Genomic DNA, 20,653 nt, shown 5'->3' with positions numbered 1-20,653 from the left:
GTGGCAGCGAATATCTCCCGTTTCACGGTCATAAGGTTATCGAGACGTGAAGAGACTTGATGATTCCAGCATCGAGAGGTTAAGGGAGGTAAGCAACATGTCCGAGGAAGCATGGTTCGAGCATCAATTCTGGCTCCAGATTCTGGGGGATCATGCACGATTCATACTTAACGCCCTATCGTCCAGAGAAAAGCAGGATATTGAACGAGCCGAGGCCTTTAAGAAGGCATTCGACGATCTCCTAGAGCAAGCGCGGTTAAATGGAAAGGGACTTTCTCTATCGGCACTCAATAAGCAAGCCGATGAAGCGGTGCAAGCCCTTCGAAGCTTCAAATTGAATTTGCTCGACCGCAGGCTGCTCAATCAAGTTCAAATCGCGCTGACCCCGACTTTTCTCAATCACATGGTGAACGAGTTGGAGGAATATCTCAAGATCTTGCAAGCGCTGATCGCGGGGAAAGACGTCCCCATCTACCATCCCCTGCATCACGATCTGATCTGGCTGCCGGATGCGGCAGGCCACGCTGCGGCCATAGCCAGCGATCTCGACGGCGTCGAGAAAAGGCTGATGAAGAAAAGCAAGGAATTCGAGAAGCACTTCGAGCAGTTTTATCTGAAGGCAGTCGAATTGACCGGCTACTTGCGAACCATGAGGCAAAGCTATCCGTCGATTTCCAAGTTTCATAAAGATATCGATATGGAGATGAACGTCTTTCAAGGTTTTCTTCAGGAGATCGAGCATCTGGACCTTAGCGCGGAGCTTCTAAGCCGCATCAACCCGCTCATGCCCGACCACATGTTTCGGGAAGAATGCTATTATCTCATGAAACTTGCCCAATCCGGGCAAGTTCCTCCGCCAAGCTGCAATCCGGCGAAGCCCAGGATCGAAGCGTAGTACGTAGTGAAGCAATAACTTTCGGGCAAAAAGCTGCGCGCTTGCGCGGCTTTTTTGCTTTCGTGCCCGCATAACGGCCCTGCAGCCGGAAGAACGCTAAACTTTTTAAAGCAAATGCTTTAATTTCTACAATGCCCCGGAAGCGTTCGTTCCCTATACTCGAGGAAAATACCTTTTCCATGGAGGATGAACGATGGCTGTAGAACTGAAAGGCGCATTCCATACAGGACTTTACCGCAATCTGTTCCTTGAGTACGGTTATGCGGAAGCGGATATCGACAGCAAGCTCGAACAAGCGTGGCAAGAGCTGTTCTACGGGGATGAGGATGTCCGCATCTATTATCAGGTGGGAGAGGACATGGCGTACATGCTCGATACGGGTAATCTGGATGTGCGTTCCGAAGGGATGTCCTATGGGATGATGATGGCGGTTCAGATGGATCGGCAAGAAGAATTCGACCGGCTGTGGACGTTCGCCAAGACCTTCATGCAGCATACGGAAGGCCGATACAAAGATTACTTTGCCTGGCATTGCCGGCCGGACGGCACGCGCCTCTCGCAAGGACCTGCTCCGGACGGCGAAGAATTTTTCGCGATGGCGCTGTTCTTTGCTTCGCATCGTTGGGGCGAGCGGGCTGAACCTTACAACTATGCGGATCAGGCGCGAAAGATCCTCCGGGCGTGCGTCCATCAGGGCGAGAACGGCGAAGGCGACCCGATGTGGGATCCCGCGACGAAGTTGATCAAGTTCGTTCCGGAATCGCCGTTCAGCGACCCTTCCTACCATCTGCCTCATTTCTATGATCTGTTCGCGCTGTGGGCCGACGAAGCCGATCGCGCCTTCTGGCGGGAAGCGGCGCAAGCGAGTCGCGCTTATCTGCATACCGCCTGCCATCCGGAGACCGGGCTCTCGCCGGAGTATGCGAACTACGACGGGACGCCGGCCCCGGTGCAGCGCCACGGGGATTACCGGCATTTCTACAGCGATGCGTACCGGGTTGCGGCCAACATCGGGCTCGATTGGGCTTGGTTCCGCGAAGATCCTTGGCAGGTGGAGCAATCGAATCGAATTCAGCGCTTCTTCCGGGACATCGACGTAGCGGATTATCGCCGTTATACTATCGACGGTCAGCCTTTCGATGAGCCTGCGCTTCATCCAATCGGCCTGCTCGCCACCAATGCGATGGCTTCGCTAGCCGCGGACGGTCCCGATGCAAGACGCGTCGTCGAGCTATTCTGGCAGACGCCGCTGCGCACCGGTGTTCGCCGTTATTACGACAACTGCCTGTATTTCTTCAGCTTGTTGGCATTAAGCGGGAATTATCGGATCTATCGTTAAGAGGCTTCCTTCAACGAAAAAACGTCAGCATACGCCCCCGGTTCAAGCCGGGATGTATGCTGACGTTTCTTTTTCCATATCCGTGCGAACAACTAAACCTCTTGCGCCTGCTTCCGGACTAACGCGCTCCGGTACTTCATGATGGTCGCGATCACCGCCGTAACGGCGATGAGCACAACTAACCAATGCGCATAGCCGGCAGCCGAATTAACGAGCTTCGACAGCGGATTCTCTTGCCCGGTGACCCGCTCGCTAAGCCATGCGAGGGAAGCCGTCGCGGCCAGCAACGCGCCCAAGATCCGGACGGCCGGGAAAACGCGCGTCACGCTCAACATCATGAGCCATGGAATCGTAACGGCTATTACGATCAGCTGCATGATCTCGATGCCGATGTTGAAGCCAAGAATGCTCGCCGCCATCCGCCAGGGGTCGATGCCGATCTCCTCGATTAAGGTGGCGAACGCCATCCCGTGCACGAGTCCGAAGACGAGCGCCACCAGGCTTTCGCGGCCCGGGAATAGCGGACGGAACGCATGGACGGCCGACACGAGAATCGAGAAGGCGATGAGCGATTCGACGATCTGGCTGCTCACATGCACCCAACCAAGAGCGCCTGCGATCAACGTAACCGAGTGGCCGATCGTGAAGGCCGTCACGATCTTGAGCAGCTGGAGGAGACTATGGCTGATGCCGCCGAACTCGGCCCAGCGTCTCCCCTTCGCTAGCATCGGAGCAGGCAATAGCAGCACCAGCAGGAACAACAGGTGATCCGTTCCTTCCGCGATATGCGCCATGCCCAAGCTCATGACATCCTGGAATCCGGTCCACCAGCTGCCGCCGCTTTGATCCACGGCAAGCGAGGTTTCCGTGCCGCGGATCGTACCGATTAGCTGGGCTTCGCTCGCAAACACGCCGTGATTCCAGTCGCTTCGAATGGAGACGAGCGCCGAATGCGTAACGAGTTGATGCACGATAACATCGTAATTCAAGGTGAACTGCTGCACCGTGGCTCCGGCTGGCGGCGTCATCGACAGATTCACGATAAGATCATACGGCTCTTCACTTAACTGGAGCGACATATCGCTGACCGCTACCGTCCATTCCTGCCCTTCGGACGTGACTGGGTGCACATGTTCCACGACATAAGCTTCTAGCTCGGTTTGATACATCGATAAGACTTCGGCCGGCGTTTCCGTCAGGCTGCTGCCAAAGGCGATCTCCAGGCGGTCGAGCGGAAGAATGAGCTCCGCCGCAACCCGGTCCTTATAGAAATCCAAGTTGACCGACGAGCTGGGCATGGCATGCGCCGAGACGGACGCGGTCAGGAAGGATACTGCAAGCAGCAGCGTACCGATCAGAGCGATTACATTCTTCCGCATCATGGCCTGCTCCTTATCCGTTGAAGCTGCCGCCGTAATCGGCCAGCTTGTCGCGCCATACGGTATGGAAGTGAATTTGATCCTTGTACGCTACGCCGGTCTGGCATACGAATTCGATCCATACGCGAGGGCCGTCGATGCGAATGTAAGATCCATGCACGCTGGAATCGGTCGATCCCGACCAGGCAATCTTCGTTGCTGCCAGTGCTTCATCCGACAGGTACGCTTCCAGCAGCTCGGACGAGATATCCGGGCTGGTATCTTGCACCCAAGCTGTAATGGCTGCTTTGACCAGCTCCTGTTGGTCATCGCTAAGCGAGGATACCGCGATCCCTTCGCTTGCCGGGAAGTTGCCGTCTTGCCCTGGACCGACGAGAACGTCATCGAACGATTTGGCAAGCTTCGCTGTCGCAAGTTCAGTCGTGCTCAGCGATTGGATCATCGCATACATGGCATCGTGGCGAGTCGCGAGCGGCTCGTAGGCTACGTTGTTATACGTGAACGTCTGCGGCTCCACGCCGACGAAGACCGGCGTCGCGCTTGTCTGTTGGCCGTTATACGTAATGTTGGACGCATAATGGTGGCCGCTGATCTGCAGCGTCCAAGCCGAGGTCGTCGATGGCGTTCCGAGGAAGGCGACGTAATACAGGTCTGCGTCCCACATCTGGGTATTGTTATCCGTAGCCAGATATTCGTCGGCGAGAATAATCTGCTTGAACGTATCGTAGCCGCTATCCCCCAGCGCCTGCGCGGCCAGCGCTTTAAGTGCCGTTAAGCTTTCTTCGCTGAGGCTGGCGAACATAAGGCCGTTGCGGCTCACGTTCCCTGCCGGCAGGTTGGACCAAACCGCAGCATTCTCGGCGGTCAAGTCATACTGCAGCGACTCTTTCTGCTCATCGGTCAACGTCGCCATGAACGCATTGGCAAGCTCCACGATCTTCGCCGTCTGGGCATCCGTGGTCGACTGCGCCGTGCTCGCCGTCGTGTCATTGGCAATCGAAGCCGCGACATCCGTTACCCGGGTGGACGTATCGGTCGAACCAGTCGGCGGTGCGCCTGGAGGCGTGCCCTCGGCGCCGCCTGTCGGAGGAGCTCCCGGAGGCGTGCCTTCCGCGCCGCCTGCCGCGGTGGTCGATGTGCTGCCCGTAAGCTTAACCGTTTTCGTCGTATTGTCGAAGGAGACGCCGTATCCGAGCACGTCGGAGACCGCGCGAAGCGGGACATACACCGATCCGTTGTACGTGAGCGGCTCGACCGCATTGCCGCTGCCGTCCTTGAGCGAAACGGCTGTTCCGTCCAACGTTACTTTAATATTCGCGAATGTCGCCGCTACGGATTTGGTCGCCGTAGCCGCCAGGGACGTGAACGGAACGGTAACGACCGCCGTCAGCGCCACCCCTGCGATAAAACCTTTATAGCCCTTGAGAGTAGGGAGTTTACGCATTGTTGTTGACCTCCAATAGGAATCTGTATGAGTACGAGTCTCATTATACCGATTCTAGGAGGTCGTGAACTGAGCGTTCCATAAGTGCCAGCTGAATGTTTCCTTAATGACGAAACTCCCGTCCTATGACACGGCCTTCCTCACACCGCGCCGCTCATAAGCAACGACAACCATTGATGCGCCTAAGACCGCGCACGCGGCATACATGAAGGTATAAGAGGTCAGATCCGTCAACGGCCCCATCAAGATACCGCCCAGCGATACGCCAAGATCCGCCATCGCGATGAACAGCCCCATCAGCACGTTGCGCTCCGTTTGCGGCAGCACGAAGGTTAGATAAGTCGTAAGCGTCGGATAGACCAGTGCCTGGGCGATTCCAATAAGGATCGCGCCGAGGTAGAAAATAACCGCGCCGCCCGTGCTCGAATAGCTGACGCAATACGCCCCTGCCGCGAGCATCAGCATCATGCCCATCACGAACGAAGCATGCCAACGGCCGTCCGATGGGATATGTTTGCGCAGCAAGAAGCGGGCCGATACGACGACGGCCGCCTGCGTCATCAAGTACACGCCCGCGCTGCCATGCTCGACTTGTGCAGCGTACAGGGGGATGAATGTAGTAATCGCGCCGAATACAACGGAAGCGGACAGCAGTAGAATGCTGCATTTGCGCAAAGAAGGATGGGTGGCGAGTTGCCCCAAAGAACGTAGCATGCCGCCCGCGCCTTGCCCCGTCTTCGCGGGATTCGGCGTGCTCTTGTCCGGCTTCACGCTGAAGCCGATTACGCCGGTCCCAAGAGCGATGAGCAGCATGACTACGGCGAAATAATTTAACTCCCCCGACTGCCAGATCGTGAGCGCCAGTATGGGTCCGATAATGCCCGGTATGTAGGAGCATAGCGAGTACATCGATATACCCTGCGAACGGTCCTTCTCCGGCAGCGCGTCGATGATGCCAAGCTGCAGCGCCATGGAGAAAAAGGCCGTCGACACGCCCTGCAGCATACGTGCGAAGAAGTATCCGCCTAGCCCCGTCATGGCATACAGCATTAAGGCTAGCCCGTTAACGATCAAGATGACGCGCAGCACGCGGACCGAGCCATGCTTCTGTATCATCGCTCCCGCCCAAGGCCGGAAGAACATGGTCGTGAATAGGTAAGCGCCCATGATGATCCCGATCGTCGTATGGCTCGCGCCTAGCGCCTCTCCCTGCAGCGGGATAATGACGTTCAATATAGCATTCGCGCTAAAATAGAATAACGTTAGTAGATATAAGCGCATAAATGGCCAAGACAGCGCACCGCTCACCTTCATTTCTCCTTTCCGTAACCATTGCGTTACGAGGTGATGACCATGCGCAATAAATGGCGTGCGTATTCGGATTGGGCGTTCCTTAGTTGCTCCGTGGCAATGATTTCCTCCACGCGCCCCTCTTTAAAGAAAAGAATGCGGTCGCACAAGTACGCGGCGGCTTGCAGATCATGCGTGATGAACATATAGCTCATCGCGTACTTCCGCCTAAGCGCCTTCAACAGATCCAGCACCAGCAATTGAACCGAGCCATCAAGCGAACTGACGGCTTCGTCCATGACGATATAGTGCGGCTCCGTCGCAATCGCCCTGGCGATACATACCCGCTGGGCTTCGCCGCCCGACAGCTCGTGCGGATACCGCTCCCGATAGGATGCGTTCAGGCCGACCTGCTCCAGGAGAAGGTCGACGCTGCTTCTGTCTTTGCGCTTATGCATGCCCGATGTTCGCAACGGCTCCATAATCGCCTCTTCCACCGTGAAGAACGGATTGATCGATGAGGTGTAGTCCTGGAATACGGCACTAATCCGGCAACCGCGCTGCCGACGATCCCAGACCGGCCGTCCTTCCCAATGGACGATGCCGCGATCCGGCTTCTCCAGACCTGCGATCATTCGCCCCAGCGTCGACTTCCCGCTCCCGCTCTCGCCCACGATACCCAGACACTCCCCCGGCTCGCAAGCGAAACTGACATCGCGGACCACTTCTTGGGCGCGGCGGGCGAACATGCCGCCGGCGGAATAGGATTTGAAGACATGGCTAATGTTCAACAAGGCCAAGCCCACCTCCCTTCAATCGTTCAAAATGACCATTGAGTGCCCGGTTCGCCTCGACGAGACGCTGCGTGTACGCATGCTGGGCCGCCGAGAAAATGACGTTGGCCGAGCCTCTCTCCACGATCTCGCCGTCCTTCATCACGATAATATCGTCCGCCAATCGCCTAACGATCCCCAAGTCATGGGACACCAGAATCATGGCCCCGTTCATTCGTTCGCGCAGCGCGATCAATTGCTCCACCACTTCGAACTGGGCGATCGTATCGAGCGCGGTCGTCGGCTCGTCGGCGATAATCAAGTCCGGCTCCAACACGAAAGCGAGCGCGATCATGACGCGCTGCAGCATGCCCCCGGACAGCTGATGCGGGTACTTGTTCATCAGCTCGACCGGGTTGTTCAGCCTGACGCTCATCATGGCAAGGGACATATTCGCTTCGATTTCGGCGCGGCTCCATCCGTAATGTTCTTTCAGCGTTTCTCCGATCTGGACGCCGATCACGCAGGTCGGATCGAAGGCGCGCATCCCGTGCTGCAAGATCATCGCCAGCTGCTTGCCGCGCTTCTTCCTCATTTGCCGCTCCGGTAGCGCGCTCAGTTCCTCGCCCTTGAACCAAATCTCCCCGGTTTGACGGATCCAGGCCTTATGCAGCCGCATAATGGACTTGCACGTGACCGATTTGCCGCTGCCGCTCTCGCCTACGATGGCCAGGCAGCTGCCCTGCTTGACGTGGAAGGAGCTGTCTCGCAGCAGCACGCTACCTGTATGCCGGTCCGTCACGTGCAGATGTTGAACCTCCAATAGATGCATGGTGCTTATGCCACCTCTTTCCCGCGCAGTTTGACCGGCAAGGATGCCTGTTCACGGAACTTCCGATTCGTCTTGCTCAAGGTCGGATCCAGGGCCGTCTGCAGCGCATCGGACATGAAATTGACCGCCGAGACGGTCAGTACGATCGCCAAGCCGGGCGCCAGCATCAGTTCGGGCCTGGAGAACATGACATCCCGAGCTTCATTGAGCATCATCCCCCACTCGGCATTCGGCGCTTGAACTCCAAGCCCCAGGAAGGAGAAGCCGGACAGCTGCAGAATCATCGAACCGAACGAGCTGCTGGCAACGACGGCGATATCCGCGGACACAACAGGAACGACATGCCGGAGCAGAATGGTTATCGACGGGACGCCCGTGATCCGGGCAAACTTGATGTAGTCCGCTTCCGCGGCTTGCAGGACAGAGGCTCGGATGATGCGGGCGAACCAAGCCCATTTCAGCAGCATGAACGCCAGCAGGATGTTGCCAAGACCGACGCCCAATATGCCGACGATCGCCAAGGTCATCACATAGCCGGGAAAAGACAGCATGATATCGCAGACGCGCATAATGACGGCGTCCGTCTTGCCTTTGAAGTAACCTGCGACGAGGCCGAGGAAGGCGCCGAGCGCCACGGAGACGAACAGTGCGGCAAGCACACCAAGCACGCTCGGACGGATGCCGTAGATCAAGCGGGACAGGATGCATCTTCCCAGATGGTCGTTGCCGAGCAGATAGTGCCAAGAGGCGCCTGCATAACGCAGATCCATATTTACGGCATTCGGGTCATGCGGCGCGAACACGGGGGCCATAGCCCCTGCGGCCAGAATCAATCCGATGACCGCCAGCGACAGGACCGCCAGTTTATCTTGGAGCAGATTCGTTAACAGTCTCATCTTCATCCCGTCAGAGGTCCTTTCTTAACTTCGGATTCATGGCCGCTTGCAGAACATCCGCCAAGGCGTTGAATACCACGAAGGCCGCCGCTAATACAAGCACATAGGCTTGAATCATCGGGAAATCCCGGCTTAGGATCGCGTTCACCGTTAAGCTGCCCAGCCCCGGCCATGCGAAGATGTTCTCGACAACGACCGTACTGCCCAGCAAGACGGGGATCGCCATGCAGAAGACGGAGATGGCGACCTGCAGCGAATTGCGCAGCAGATGGACCGTCACTTTCTTCTCCGGCAAGCCGCATGCCCTCGCGTACAGAACGTAATCCGCGTTCAAATTGCTGATCATCGCGCTCCTCACGAAGCGGAAGTAGATGCTCGCATAACTGATAGTCAGCACCATGACCGGCAGAATATAGCTGCGGTAGGATTCCATCCCGCTGGTCGGCAGCCAATCAAGCTTTACGGCCACGAGCCAGACTAGCATCGCACCTAGCCAGTACGAAGGGATCGCCGTCAGGAAGAAGGAGATGCCCCGGACCGAACGATCCAACAATTTGCCTTCCCGCCATGCGCAGATGACGCCGAGAACGATCGAGAAGAATATCATGCATGCGGCCGATACGATCGTGAGCTTGAACGTATGGAGGAAAGCCGGTCCCAGTTGGGACCAGACCGGTTGCCCCGTAACATAGGAATGGCCAAAGTCCAGTTGGAGACAAGAGAGCGCCCAATGCCAATAGCGGATGAGAAAAGGGCGGTCCAGTCCCAGCTCTTGCTTCGTCTGCGTGAGCAGCTCATCGGTGATCATCGGTACGCCCTGCGCTTGCAGGACGACCTCGGCCGGATCGAGCGGCGACAGGTTAACGAGCAGGAAGGTGAGGAACGAAATCACCGCGAGAAGCGGAATCGACAGGGCGATCCGCCTGCTTATGTAGCTTCCCAATAGCGCCTCCCCCTATCATTCGGACGCATCGAAGTGCATCTGTTCGAAAGGAAGCTCGAACTGCGTCTGCTTGAACGAGACGTCTTGCAGATTCGCCGGCGCGATCACGGTGACGCTGCCGTTCGTCAGCGGAATGAAGACGGCTTCGTCGTGAACGATCGTCAGAATATCCTTATATAGCGCCGCCCGCTGCGTCTCGTCGCTGGCGACCATGACTTCGTCGATCTTGCCGTACAGTTCTTCGGCGCGCGCGATCCCGCTTGTCGTATGACGATAAGAGGTTTCCGAGGTGAACGCGGCGATCGTGCTCTGCGGATCGTAGGCCAGACCCCATGTCTGGTTCATCAGCAGATCATAGTCGCCGGTCGACCTCCGGTTCGCGATCGAAGTGGATTCTTCGCCGATCACTTCCAGCTGCATGCCGATTTGTCCTACAGCATGCTGGATGAACTCCGCTTCCGTCTTCTGCGAGCCGGAATTGACGTCGTAGTACAGCTTCATCGCCAGCTTCTGACCATCCTTGGCGCGAACCGCCTCCCCCTCGGCCAAGATCCAGCCTGCTTCGTCCAGCAGCCGCTTCGCCGCTTCGGGGTCATAGGCCCGTTCCTTCATCGGGACGTTCGCATAATTGACGTTCGAGGAGAATAGCGTGTTCGCGGGCGCTTCGGTCCCTGCGAAAATTTGCTTGCTGATCGTCTCCCGGTCGATCGCGTGCCAGATCGCTTCCCGCACCTTCGTATCTTGAGCAGGAGATCCTTGTTTGCTGCTGTTGGCCACGATCATCTTCGTATTCATCGGTTCGCTTCGGACCAGCTGATAATCGCCGGAGTCGACGAGCTGGTTCATTGCCTCGACATCGAGGCTATCCGTCCCGCGGTCATCGGTGAAGACGAAATTGACTTCTCCTTTTTGCAGCGCGAGGAAGGTCGTCTCCCCTTCGGGCAGCACTTTGGCCGTAATCCGCTTCACCTTCGGCGCTCCGCCCCAATATTGCTCATTCGCTTCGAACACGGCGTATTGCTCCACTTTGTGCTCCTTGAGCTTGTAGGGGCCGGTACCATTGTAGCCGCTCACCCCGTCTTTGCTATCGCCATTGATCAAATCGTTCGGCGAAATGAACACATACGGACGGGTCATCGACAACTCCGTCAGCGCAGGGTAGTAAGCTTCGGAGAGCACGAATTGCACGGTATATTCGTCGATCACATTGCTGCTGACGATTTTGGTGGACAGCTTGATCCAGGAATGTTTGGCCGCGTTATGCTGCACCGCTTCGATATTCTGCTTGACCGCTTCCGCGTTGAAGGGCTCGCCGTCATGGAACTTCACATCTTGCCTGAGGTGGAAGGTATACACTTTGCCATCCTCGGAGATCTCCCAAGACTCGGCGAGCAGCGGCTTGATCCCGTCCTTGGTGTTCTCGACGAGTGACTCGTACACCATCCCTTGCGCAGGCATCGAGCCGGCGTACAGATGGGGATTCATATCGAGAATGTCTTTCGTGGAGGCGTAGACCAGCTCTTCGGAAGCTTCCGCCCGGCTGCTCTCCGTTCCGTTCTCGGCTCCATTCTCCGCGCCGTTCCCGTCTCCGCATCCGGCGAGAAGCAGGGTTAACCCTAACATAATGGCTAAACTGAATTTGAATCGCATGCGTTTCACATCGTTCACTCCTGTAATTATTACGATTTTATGGTGATCTTCAACGATAGTTGAGCGATTCCATTTCCTATTCGCTTGATGTCTTCGTCGAAGCTTTGGACGGCGAACGCGCTGGATAGCCGTTCGTTCTTGCGTCTAGCCGCCGTCTCGCTCAATTTGTTCTCGTAGATGCTGATGAAGCTGTCGATCATTGGGCTTGCGACGCCGACATACCTTGCTATGCCCTGAATGATCTTCGTCCGATAGTAGTCCTCCTTGGGCATCCGTGGAAGATCCCATTCCCCGTCTTGATTGACGTACATGATGCGGATCGGAACCGCCGAAAAGTCGAAATAACGGCCTTGTTCATCCGGCGTCGAATAAGGATCGATGAGCAGGGACGTATAGCGGACGTACAGGAGATACTCCTGATGAACCGCCTCTAGATAAGGGAATTGATCGATATCTTGACGCGACAGGCTCTCCGGCCGGACAGGGTAATTATCGTCCGTCATGAATTGGAGCAGATTCAAGCTCCTGACATGCAACCGTTCCATAATGGCGCCAATCTCCTCCCACTGCAAGCGCATGTTCCGGATCAACTGTTGCGTGATCGGGCCTTCCGGGAACATTTTGTACACATACTTGGGTTCCTTCGTTTCGCCGAATACGGCACGCAGCGAGAAGTCGTTCATGAATAAAGGTGGGTGGACGTAGAGCGAACTGTTGCGGGTCTCCGCTTCAAGCGGGCTCGCCATGATCTCCGTCGCGATGCCGGACTGTTCGTACAGTCTGTTAAGTCGGTTGACCGTCGCAGACGATCGGTTCGTCGATCCCAGGTACAATTTCCTCTTCACGGCCGCCGTGACGACATGGCCTGCAGGCTGACCGTCCGCCCATCGGGTATCGCCCAAGTAGGTCGAGCAGCTGATGACTTCCGCGCCGGAACCGGCTTGATGCAAGAAGTCCGAGACGACAAAGCCCGAGCCGAACGTCGGCGATACGAGCATTGCGCAGCTGGCCTGACGCAATACGGCACGGTCTATTTGTCCCAGAACTTCGATATACGCATCCGTCGAGACCGCGAATACGAGCATATCCCATTCCCCATGAATCGTTCGATAGTCTTGGAATACCTCATCCACGATGCATTCGCCTTCCATGCTGCGGTGCTGCCCATTCTGAACATCGATGCGGACCCGCTGCCCCGCTTCAGCTAGCGAAGCGAAGAATCGGTCCGAACGCTGCGATCGTCTCCCTGCTATTCCGATGCCGCAGCCCCAGCTTTTCTTGAACAGAACAGCCAACTGAACCGCGACCGGACCCGTTCCGAGGATGAGGACCCGCTGAATGTCTCGCATACTAATCCCCTCTCATGGCTTCGCCTGATGCTTTGGCGTACAGCGCGATATCGAATACTTGATCGGGCTGAACGACCGTCTCGGCGAGCTTCCACTTCCGCTCGTCCACGCTCTCCATCGGGTAGTTGAAGATCGACTTCAACCGATCGCCGAATCGCATCGCGACGACGACCTGATCGCTCGTGAGCGGATGCAGCCGATCAAGCAGATCGTACTTGACCGAGACGGTGGAGCTGAAGATGATATGCGTCGCTTGCTTCGTAAAATCCAGGCGTTCCACAGGTACATGCTCTAATCGGATCTTGAGATTGCCGCCCAATTGGCCCACGATGCGCCGGCCGAGATCCACCGCTTCTTCGTCGATATCGATCCCCACCACTTCCGCGCCGGTCCGCCTTGCGATCAGCAACGGCGTCATCGGGAACGCGCCCGAACCAACGAGCAGCACCTTGGATGACGAAGTGACCTTGAAGCTGCCGAACTCTTGCTCGATGCAGTTCTCGATATTGTTGAAGTAGTTGCCGATCCGGGCGTCGCCTTGGATCACTTTCCATGCCCGGTATTTCTCCATGAGCGCCACGCAAGCAGCGGATAGGCGCCTAAGTTCCGCCGCCAGTTGAAGATGTGCCCCGGGCTGCTGCTGTTCCATCCCGAGCCATGCCTTGGCGTTGCACGGATCCGTCACGAATCGCGCATACTCGTCGATGACTTGCCCCATCTCCTCGGCATGGTGCGGCGTGTGGTCATACTGCGAGGCCAGCTCTTGGAACTTTGCCCGATAATCCTGCAAACTGATGGTGATGTTCTCCGTTGCATTCACGCTAGCCACTCCTGTTCCGTATGGGATTTGATGAAAGCTCTGCCCTCGGCGACGATGTCGACCTTCCCTTCGATCGTAAGGCCGGTTACGGCTGCGTCATCGAATTGGGCCGTTACAAGAATGGCGCCTCCCGGCTGCTTGACCGGGAGCGAAACCGACTGTTTGGCCGTCCAAGCGAAGTAGGCTCCGATCGAAGCCGTACCCGAGCCGCAGCCTCTTTCCCAGATCAGGCTATCCAACGCCGGGACATAGATCAGCGGGGCCAGTTCCGCCGTATCCGGTCGGAATAACAGAATCGCGATCAGATTCGCGCCCAGCGTGATGCCGAGCAGCTTGGCCAAGGATTGCGCCTTCTCCTTCACCGTCTGGCTGAACGCGTCTACCTCAAGCACGATATGTATGCATTGCTCATAACGGATAATGCCAAGTTCCAACTCTTCTCCCTCGTAATGGATGCGCCTTCGCTCGATGCTGCCGGGCAGGGGCATCGCGACCTGGCAGGAATAGTCGTTCCCTTCCCGCTTCACTTGGCAGACGATGAGGCGCTCCGTTCCGGACGCTTCGAGTTTGACCTCCGTCCAATCTTGAGGCGAGTGCCTTCTCCCCGATGCCAGATACACGGCGAGCGCCATGCATGCATTCCCGCAGAATTCGCCGCCGGCCATGCGCAAGCAAGCTTCCGCTTGCCGGAGTGACGGCTTCTGAATGAATCCGACTTGCTCGGCGTGCACGTTGGCGTAAGACATCACTTGGGAAGCGATGAGCTTCTGCTCGTGCGCAGGGTGATCCGACTTCACCAGGATCGTCATGTTCTGCGTCGGACTTAGCTTCACGAACTCGATCTCCCGTTTCGTTGCGATTGCGATATGCTTCACCCCTCTTTACTCTTAATAGTTATTTTTACGATTTTTAAACTACAGGAAATGCTGGATGGCGTCAACCACATTTTTGTATATTTTTCCACGTGGCATTCTGCGGAGGTTCCACTGGCCTGCGAGTTGGATGCGCTAGGTCTTATGCCTACGACGATGTCAGACGAACGCCAAATAGGCCCCTCCTAACGGAGCGGCCCACATGTTATCCCAGCTTATTTGCATCTGGATTATTGCTTCATTACTCACTGCGTCTGCAGCTTATGGTTCTTGAAGTGACCTACCGACGGCCGCCCAAGTCCCAGATGTTCCCGCAAAGTCGAACCTTCGTATTCTTCGCGGAACAAGCCGCGTTTCTGCAAAATCGGCACGACCTGATCCACGAATTCGTCCAGATTGCCCGGCAAGACCGGCGGCATAATGTTGAAGCCGTCGCAGCCGTAGGAATCGAACCACTTCTCGATCAGATCCGCCAGCTGCTCCGGCGTGCCGACGAACTGGAGATGCCCGCGGGCACCCAGCAGCCGCCGTCCGAGCTCGAGCACGGACAGCCTCTCGTTGCGCGCCAGATCCATGATCAGCTGCACGCGGCTCTTCATGCCGTTGGACGCGCCGACAGGGTCCGGAATATCCGGCAGCTGTTCGTCGACCGGATAGCCCGACAGGTCATACTGCAGCATGCTCGAGAGGAATCCGACGGCTTCCTCGGGACGAATAAGGTCGAGCAGCTCCCGCTCGCGGCGGCGCGCTTCTTCCTCGGTCGAACCGATGATCGGCGAGAGGCCCGGCATGATTTTGAGGCTGTTCTCATCTCGGCCGTATTCGGCGAGTTTCGCCTTCACGCTCTTATAGAACGCCTGCGCGCTCGCAAGCGACGGCTGGGCGGTGAAGATAACCTCGCCGATCCGCGCGGCGAAGTCTTGGCCCGGGCCCGAAGATCCCGCTTGGATCAGAACCGGGTACCCTTGCGGCGGACGAGGAACGTTGAGCGGGCCTTTGGAGGCATACCATTGTCCCTTGAAGTCCGATTGCCGCAGCTTGGCCGGATCGGCGAATTGGCCGCTCGCCCGATCCATCACGAGCGCGTCATCGTCCCAGCTGTCCCACAGCTCGGTCACGACGTCGACGAATTCCTGCGCCATCTCGTACCGCAGGCCATGCTCGGGATGTTTGTCCCGGCCGTAGTTGTTCGCTTCGGCGTCGGTCTGCGACGTGACGATATTCCAGCCCGCGCGTCCTCCGCTGATGTGATCGAGCGTCGCGAATTTGCGAGCGGTATTGTAAGGCTCGTTGTACGTCGTCGACATCGTGGCGGTCAAGCCGATCTTCTCCGTGACCATCGACAAGGCGGACAACAGCGCGATCGGATCCATCATCCCGGCGGCCGCATGGCTCGGATAGATGAGATGAAGCAGATCGGCGAAGAAGATCATATCGAACTTGCCCTTCTCGGCCGTCTGCGCCATCCGCGTATAATTGCGAATATCGAACATCTGCTCAACGCCGGAGCTCGGGTGCCGCCAGCCGGCATGATGATGCCCCGTGAAATAGAGGAACGCTCCCAGATGAAGCTGCCCTTGCCGTTGTTTTCCCATACTTGGGTCACATCCTTTATCCATTTTAATCGCGTGTTCCGGTTAGCCTTTGTACGTGTTCTGCCAGTGCAGCCATCTGCGTTCCAGAATCCACACGGCGGAGTCGGTCAGCTTGCCGACGAGCGCGAACAAGATGATGCCGACGAAGACGATATCCGTCTGCATGTAGACCCTGGCGTCCTGGATCATATAGCCGACGCCGGAGCTTGCGCCCATCATCTCCGCCACTGCGAGCAGCAGCCAGGATGTGCCCACCGACAGCCGCAGGCCGAGCAGAATATTCGGCAGCGCCGCCGGCAAAATGACCTGCGTCATCAGTTGAAGCTTGGAATACTCCAGCACCTTCGATACTTCGTATAGCTTGAAGTCGATGCTGCGAACACCGAGGAAGGTGTGAAAATAGAGCGGGAAAAACGCGCCGATCGAGATCAGCAGCCACTTGGACAGCTCGCCGACGCCGAACCATAGAATGAACAGCGGAATAACGGCCAACAGCGGTACCGTCCGCAGCATCTGCAGCGAAGGGTCGAGCGTGCGCTCCGCCCATTTGCCAAGGCCCGTGAAGACGCCCAGCAATAATCCGATCGTACCGCCCAGCAAGAACCCGCCGCCTGCCCGGATGAAGCTTGATCGCAGATGCTCTGCCAACTCCCCGCTGGCAGCCAATCTGCCGAATGCAGCCGCTATAAGGCTTGGCGCAGGCAGCATCGTCTCGGATACCAAGTTAAGACGCGCGGCAATCTCCCAGATCGTCAGCAGCAGCAGCGGGAGCAGCCAGCCATACAACCACTTGGGAAGGCGCGATCCTGTCCGCTTCTGCGCGGCAGCGCCGGTTCCGGCCTTCACGTCCAGCACGGTTGCTTCGTTCATCAGGATCCCGCTCCTTTCAAGTTGTTCTGCCACCTAAGCAGCCTGCGCTCCAGCAGTTTGACGATCGAGTCGGTTATTTTGCCGACCAGGGCGAAGACGATGATGCCGACGAAGATGACGGACGTAAGCGAGAACGAACGCGCATCGTTAATGATGTACCCGATGCCGGAGCTCGAGCCCATCAGCTCGGCGACGACTAGACCCAGCCAGCTAATGCCGATCGAGAGGCGGATGCCCAAGAAGATCGAGGGAAGCGACGCCGGAATAATCAGCTTCGTAATCGTCTGCCAACGCGTGAATTCCAGTACTTTGGCGACGTCGAACAGATTGCGGTCGACCGAGCGAACGCCTAAGAACGTATTGACGTAGAGCGGGAAGAACGCGCCTTTGGCAATCAGCAGCACCTTCGACATCTCGCCGAACCCGAACCACAGGATGAAGAGCGGCGCCACCGCCAGATGCGGCAGCGTGCGCAGCAATTGCAGGGACGGGTCGAGCAGCCGCTCCGTCCGGATCGAGAAGCCGACCCACAGTCCCGCCGCAAGGCCCAGCCCGCCGCCGAGCAAGAATCCGAGCATGGCGCGCCATGCGGATATGCCCAGATTGCGCTGCAGCTCGCCCGATGAGATCATCGCGCCGAATTCCGCGGCGATCGACTTCGGCGACGGGATAAGAATCGCATTGACCATGCCGGCCGCGGTGACGTATTGCCACACGGCCAGGATGGATAAGGGGAGCAGCGCGCCCACGAACAGATGCAGCGCCCGCAGGGACCACCGGTTGTTTGCTCCTTGCATGTTACGACACCTCGCTATTTTCTAAAAATACTTGAGAGTAAACCGCGGGCCCCATGCAGGCTGTCTGCAGCGCTGCCCTTATTCGGACGCCTTCAGCGCCTCTTCGATATAGGTATTGTCGAACACTTTCGTCACGTCGATCTGCGTGCGGATCGTACCGAGCGCCAGCTGGAAGTCTGCCGTCTTCTGCTGTTCGGCGATGACTTCGTCAGTTACCGGGATATTGATGAACGTGCTGCGTTCTTGAATGCCTTTGATGACATCGACCGGGATTTGGCGCTCATCCGCATAACGCTGGTACGCCTCGTCCTTATTGTCCGTTTCCCACTGAATAGCCTTCTGCAGCGTCTTCAGGTACAGCGTGACGAGCTCCGGATAGTCCTTCGCGAATCCGCTTCTGACCAGCTGGAACGATGGCGACAGCACGCCCGAGCTTGCGCCGTCCGTCAATACGCGCGCCTTGCCTGTCAGCGTATTCAGCGTAATGTAAGGATCCCATACTGCCCATGCGTCGACTTTGCCGCTCTCGAAGGAAGGTTGCGTCTCATCCGGCTGCAGCTGGATAACCTCCAGATCGGAATCCTTGAGCCCTTCTTTGTCCAGCACGCGGTAAAGGAAGTTATAGGCGTTGCTGCCTTTGGTTACGGCTACCTTCTTGCCTTTGAGATCGGCGACGGACTGAATCGCGCTGTCCTGCGGCACGATGATCGCCACGTTGTTCTTGCCCTCAAGCACTTGCGAGATGATGGTGAAGTCGACGCCGGCTGCCTGCGCGGCGATCGGCGGCATATTGCCCATGCCGGCAAAATCCAGATGATTGGCCGTCATCGCCTCGATCATCGGCGGGCCGCTCTGGAATTCAACCCATTCCACGTTAACGCCAAGCTCCCCGTACGCATCCTCGAACCATTTGGCTTCCTGCGCTTTGCCGAACAGGCCGCCTTTGCCTTGATAGCCCAGCTTAACCGTTAAGCCGTCGTAATTCTTGGCGCCGCTATTGTCCGCCGACGCCGCGGTCGTGTCGTTCGCGGGCGCTTCATTCGTATTGTTACCGCCGTTATTGCCGCTTGCGCCGCAACCTGCGAGCACCAGCATCAAAGCTACAATCGGCGTTACCCATTTCATTCGTTTCATCGTGATCTCTCCTTTGTAGTAGGTACGTTCATGGTCGTGCTAGAATTAGATGCCGGCTCCGATCTCGATGGCCGGCGTTTCGACTTTCTCGAACTCGCTTAGCACGCGGCTGCGCAGTTCCTGGAACGAGGAACCCGACCGCTTCCGGGGATAAGGAAGATCGATGCCGATCACATTGCGGATGTGTCCGGGCCTCGGATTCATAATGACGACGCGCTGCCCGAGGAACACGGCTTCGTCCAGATCGTGCGTGACGAACAGCATGGTCGTCTTGTTGTTCTCCCAGATGTCCAGCAGTACTTCTTGCATATGGGTGCGGGTGAACGCATCCAATGCGCCGAACGGTTCATCGAGCAGCAGCACTTCCGGCCTTCTGAGCAAGGCCCTTGCGATCGCGACCCGCTGCGCCATGCCGCCGGATAATTCGCGCGGATAAGCTTTCTCGAATCCTTTGAGCCGGACGAGCTCGATCAGTTCATCCACTTGCTTGCACACTTCTTTGTCCCGGAGCGAGCGGTTGGCCGCGATGTTGCGCTCGACGTTCAGCCAAGGGAACAAGCGTGGTTCTTGGAAAATAAATCCCTTCTCGACGCCAGGTCCCGCAATCGCTTTGCCGTTCAGCTTGACGCTTCCCTGGTAGGCTGTATCCAGCCCGGCAACGATCTTGAGCAGCGTGCTCTTGCCGCAACCGCTCGGACCGATGAACGTGACGAACTGTCCCTTCTCTACCTGAAGCCGGATCTGATGCAAGGCGACGACATCGCCGGATGGCGAGGCGAATGTTTTGTTAAGCCCTTCGATCTCTAACATCTCTTAGCCCCCCTTAAGTGACTATTCATAGCGAATTACTTGGTATTGAGGTAATAAAAAAGAGACTTTCCGGCAGCTCAAGCACGCAAACAGATTACCTCGGCAGGCATTCCGATCATGCTTGTAGCGGTCGTAAAAATCTCCAGTGGTCTGGTCGATAATCTTGAACCGTTATCACAAACCGAATGGTGATTCGGTTTGTTGTCGCAATCATAGCAACTGGCAGGCAAAGCTGTCAAGACGTTTTTTTTCGCCGGGTCTATGCAGCTGTCAGGAACAACCTGACGATGTCCGCGGGCTCAATCCCGACCGGTACCTCCACGCCCGGCGCCCGCTGCAGCGTCAGTCCTTGAATCAAGCTGACAAAGTAGAAGGCCAGCTCCATCGGATCGCCTGTCTTCACTTCGCCTTCGCGTTGTCCCTGCTCCATGATCGCCGCCACTGGAGACAAATTGTTCGTGAAGCGCTCCGTCACTTGACGGCGCAGCTCCTCGCTCGACGTTTCCGACATGCGCGCGGTATGAATGAGAATCGTATACGCCCAATGATTGGTCATCTGCAGCCATGTCGAGCAGATCATATACAGCTTTTCCCGTGCCCGGTCCGGCTTCTGCGCGATGATGGCGACGAACTCGCCGTAATCCGTCTGCCCTCTTCGCAGCAGCTCGGCGAAGATCTCGTCCTTGGACTTGAAATAATGATACATGTTGCCGATGCTCACGCCGGCTGCGCTCGCGATATCGTTCATGCTGACCGAACCGATTCCCTTCACTGCCATCACCTCGATGGCCGAGCTAAGGATGTGAACGATCCTGATTTCCCTCTTCTGCAAATCCTTCTCCACATTCCGTGGCGACACGCGTTTGCCACCTCCCTTAATCGGTAATCAGGCTAAGCAAGCAACTGATTGTACCCTATTTGACACTTCGGAAGAGGTTTGTGTCAAGCGGTAATTCGCGGTTCGC

General features: G+C 57.1%; 19 protein-coding genes. 2 read left to right on the top strand and 17 right to left on the bottom strand.

Going from position 1 to position 20,653, the window contains the following annotated elements:
- Positions 1-97 precede the first annotated feature (97 nt).
- Both FHS18_RS17230 and FHS18_RS17225 read left to right on the top strand, forming a co-directional pair.
- Positions 98-895: a DUF2935 domain-containing protein gene (locus tag FHS18_RS17230; protein ID WP_183601323.1), complete on the top strand. Its 798-nt coding sequence runs from the start codon at positions 98-100 to the stop codon at positions 893-895.
- A gap of 193 nt (positions 896-1,088) precedes the next feature.
- Positions 1,089-2,234: a family 8 glycosyl hydrolase gene (locus FHS18_RS17225; RefSeq protein ID WP_183601322.1), complete on the top strand. Its 1,146-nt coding sequence runs from the start codon at positions 1,089-1,091 to the stop codon at positions 2,232-2,234.
- 92 nt (positions 2,235-2,326) lie between these two features.
- On the opposite strand, the gene FHS18_RS17220 is transcribed toward FHS18_RS17225, so the two are convergent.
- The 17 genes from FHS18_RS17220 to FHS18_RS17140 all read right to left on the bottom strand — a co-directional run bounded on the left by FHS18_RS17220 (position 2,327) and on the right by FHS18_RS17140 (position 20,547).
- A complete protein-coding gene (locus FHS18_RS17220; RefSeq protein ID WP_183601321.1) occupies positions 2,327-3,616 on the bottom strand; it encodes a HupE/UreJ family protein in 1,290 nt (429 codons plus the stop codon).
- Positions 3,617-3,626: 10 nt separating this feature from the next.
- Positions 3,627-5,057 (bottom strand): DUF3500 domain-containing protein, encoded by a 1,431-nt coding sequence (locus tag FHS18_RS17215; RefSeq protein WP_221401358.1) that lies wholly within the window; start codon positions 5,055-5,057, stop codon positions 3,627-3,629.
- Positions 5,058-5,180: 123 nt separating this feature from the next.
- The gene (cntE, locus tag FHS18_RS17210; protein ID WP_183601320.1) at positions 5,181-6,365 is read right to left on the bottom strand and encodes a staphylopine family metallophore export MFS transporter CntE; all 1,185 of its coding nucleotides are present in this window, start codon (positions 6,363-6,365) and stop codon (positions 5,181-5,183) included.
- Between the two features lie 29 nt (positions 6,366-6,394).
- The gene (locus FHS18_RS17205) at positions 6,395-7,141 is read right to left on the bottom strand and encodes an ABC transporter ATP-binding protein (protein WP_183601319.1); all 747 of its coding nucleotides are present in this window, start codon (positions 7,139-7,141) and stop codon (positions 6,395-6,397) included.
- The gene (cntF, locus tag FHS18_RS17200) at positions 7,128-7,952 is read right to left on the bottom strand and encodes a staphylopine uptake ABC transporter ATP-binding protein CntF (protein WP_183601318.1); all 825 of its coding nucleotides are present in this window, start codon (positions 7,950-7,952) and stop codon (positions 7,128-7,130) included. The genes FHS18_RS17205 and cntF overlap by 14 nt, the downstream gene beginning before the upstream one ends.
- A 5-nt stretch (positions 7,953-7,957) precedes the next feature.
- The gene (gene cntC, locus FHS18_RS17195; protein ID WP_183601436.1) at positions 7,958-8,848 is read right to left on the bottom strand and encodes a staphylopine uptake ABC transporter permease subunit CntC; all 891 of its coding nucleotides are present in this window, start codon (positions 8,846-8,848) and stop codon (positions 7,958-7,960) included.
- Between the two features lie 10 nt (positions 8,849-8,858).
- The gene (gene opp1B, locus FHS18_RS17190; RefSeq protein ID WP_183601317.1) at positions 8,859-9,791 is read right to left on the bottom strand and encodes a nickel/cobalt ABC transporter permease; all 933 of its coding nucleotides are present in this window, start codon (positions 9,789-9,791) and stop codon (positions 8,859-8,861) included.
- 15 nt (positions 9,792-9,806) lie between these two features.
- Positions 9,807-11,441 carry a staphylopine-dependent metal ABC transporter substrate-binding lipoprotein gene (gene cntA, locus FHS18_RS17185; protein WP_183601435.1) on the bottom strand — a complete coding sequence of 545 codons (1,635 nt, stop codon included), beginning with the start codon at positions 11,439-11,441 and terminating at the stop codon, positions 9,807-9,809.
- Positions 11,442-11,470: 29 nt separating this feature from the next.
- Positions 11,471-12,790 (bottom strand): opine metallophore biosynthesis dehydrogenase, encoded by a 1,320-nt coding sequence (locus tag FHS18_RS17180; RefSeq protein ID WP_183601316.1) that lies wholly within the window; start codon positions 12,788-12,790, stop codon positions 11,471-11,473.
- A 1-nt stretch (position 12,791) separates the two neighbouring features.
- Positions 12,792-13,610 (bottom strand): class I SAM-dependent methyltransferase, encoded by an 819-nt coding sequence (locus FHS18_RS17175; RefSeq protein WP_183601315.1) that lies wholly within the window; start codon positions 13,608-13,610, stop codon positions 12,792-12,794.
- Positions 13,607-14,485: a histidine racemase CntK family protein gene (locus FHS18_RS17170; RefSeq protein WP_484549399.1), complete on the bottom strand. Its 879-nt coding sequence runs from the start codon at positions 14,483-14,485 to the stop codon at positions 13,607-13,609. Before FHS18_RS17170 ends, FHS18_RS17175 begins: the two co-directional genes overlap by 4 nt.
- Positions 14,486-14,727: 242 nt before the next feature.
- Positions 14,728-16,077 carry an LLM class flavin-dependent oxidoreductase gene (locus FHS18_RS17165; protein ID WP_183601314.1) on the bottom strand — a complete coding sequence of 450 codons (1,350 nt, stop codon included), beginning with the start codon at positions 16,075-16,077 and terminating at the stop codon, positions 14,728-14,730.
- A 42-nt stretch (positions 16,078-16,119) separates the two neighbouring features.
- Positions 16,120-16,947 carry an ABC transporter permease gene (locus FHS18_RS17160; RefSeq protein WP_183601313.1) on the bottom strand — a complete coding sequence of 276 codons (828 nt, stop codon included), beginning with the start codon at positions 16,945-16,947 and terminating at the stop codon, positions 16,120-16,122.
- The gene (locus FHS18_RS17155; protein WP_183601312.1) at positions 16,947-17,744 is read right to left on the bottom strand and encodes an ABC transporter permease; all 798 of its coding nucleotides are present in this window, start codon (positions 17,742-17,744) and stop codon (positions 16,947-16,949) included. Before FHS18_RS17155 ends, FHS18_RS17160 begins: the two co-directional genes overlap by 1 nt.
- A gap of 78 nt (positions 17,745-17,822) precedes the next feature.
- Positions 17,823-18,878: an aliphatic sulfonate ABC transporter substrate-binding protein gene (locus FHS18_RS17150; protein ID WP_183601311.1), complete on the bottom strand. Its 1,056-nt coding sequence runs from the start codon at positions 18,876-18,878 to the stop codon at positions 17,823-17,825.
- A gap of 45 nt (positions 18,879-18,923) precedes the next feature.
- Positions 18,924-19,688, bottom strand: a complete 765-nt coding sequence (locus FHS18_RS17145) for an ABC transporter ATP-binding protein (RefSeq protein ID WP_183601310.1) — start codon at positions 19,686-19,688, stop codon at positions 18,924-18,926.
- 259 nt (positions 19,689-19,947) lie between these two features.
- On the bottom strand, positions 19,948-20,547 hold the full coding sequence (locus tag FHS18_RS17140) for a TetR family transcriptional regulator (protein WP_183601309.1): 600 nt from the start codon (positions 20,545-20,547) through the stop codon (positions 19,948-19,950).
- Positions 20,548-20,653: the final 106 nt, after the last annotated feature.

Source organism: Paenibacillus phyllosphaerae (assembly GCF_014192105.1).
GTDB lineage: Bacteria > Bacillota > Bacilli > Paenibacillales > Paenibacillaceae > Paenibacillus_Z > Paenibacillus_Z phyllosphaerae.
This window is presented reverse-complemented; position numbering and strand designations above follow the sequence as displayed.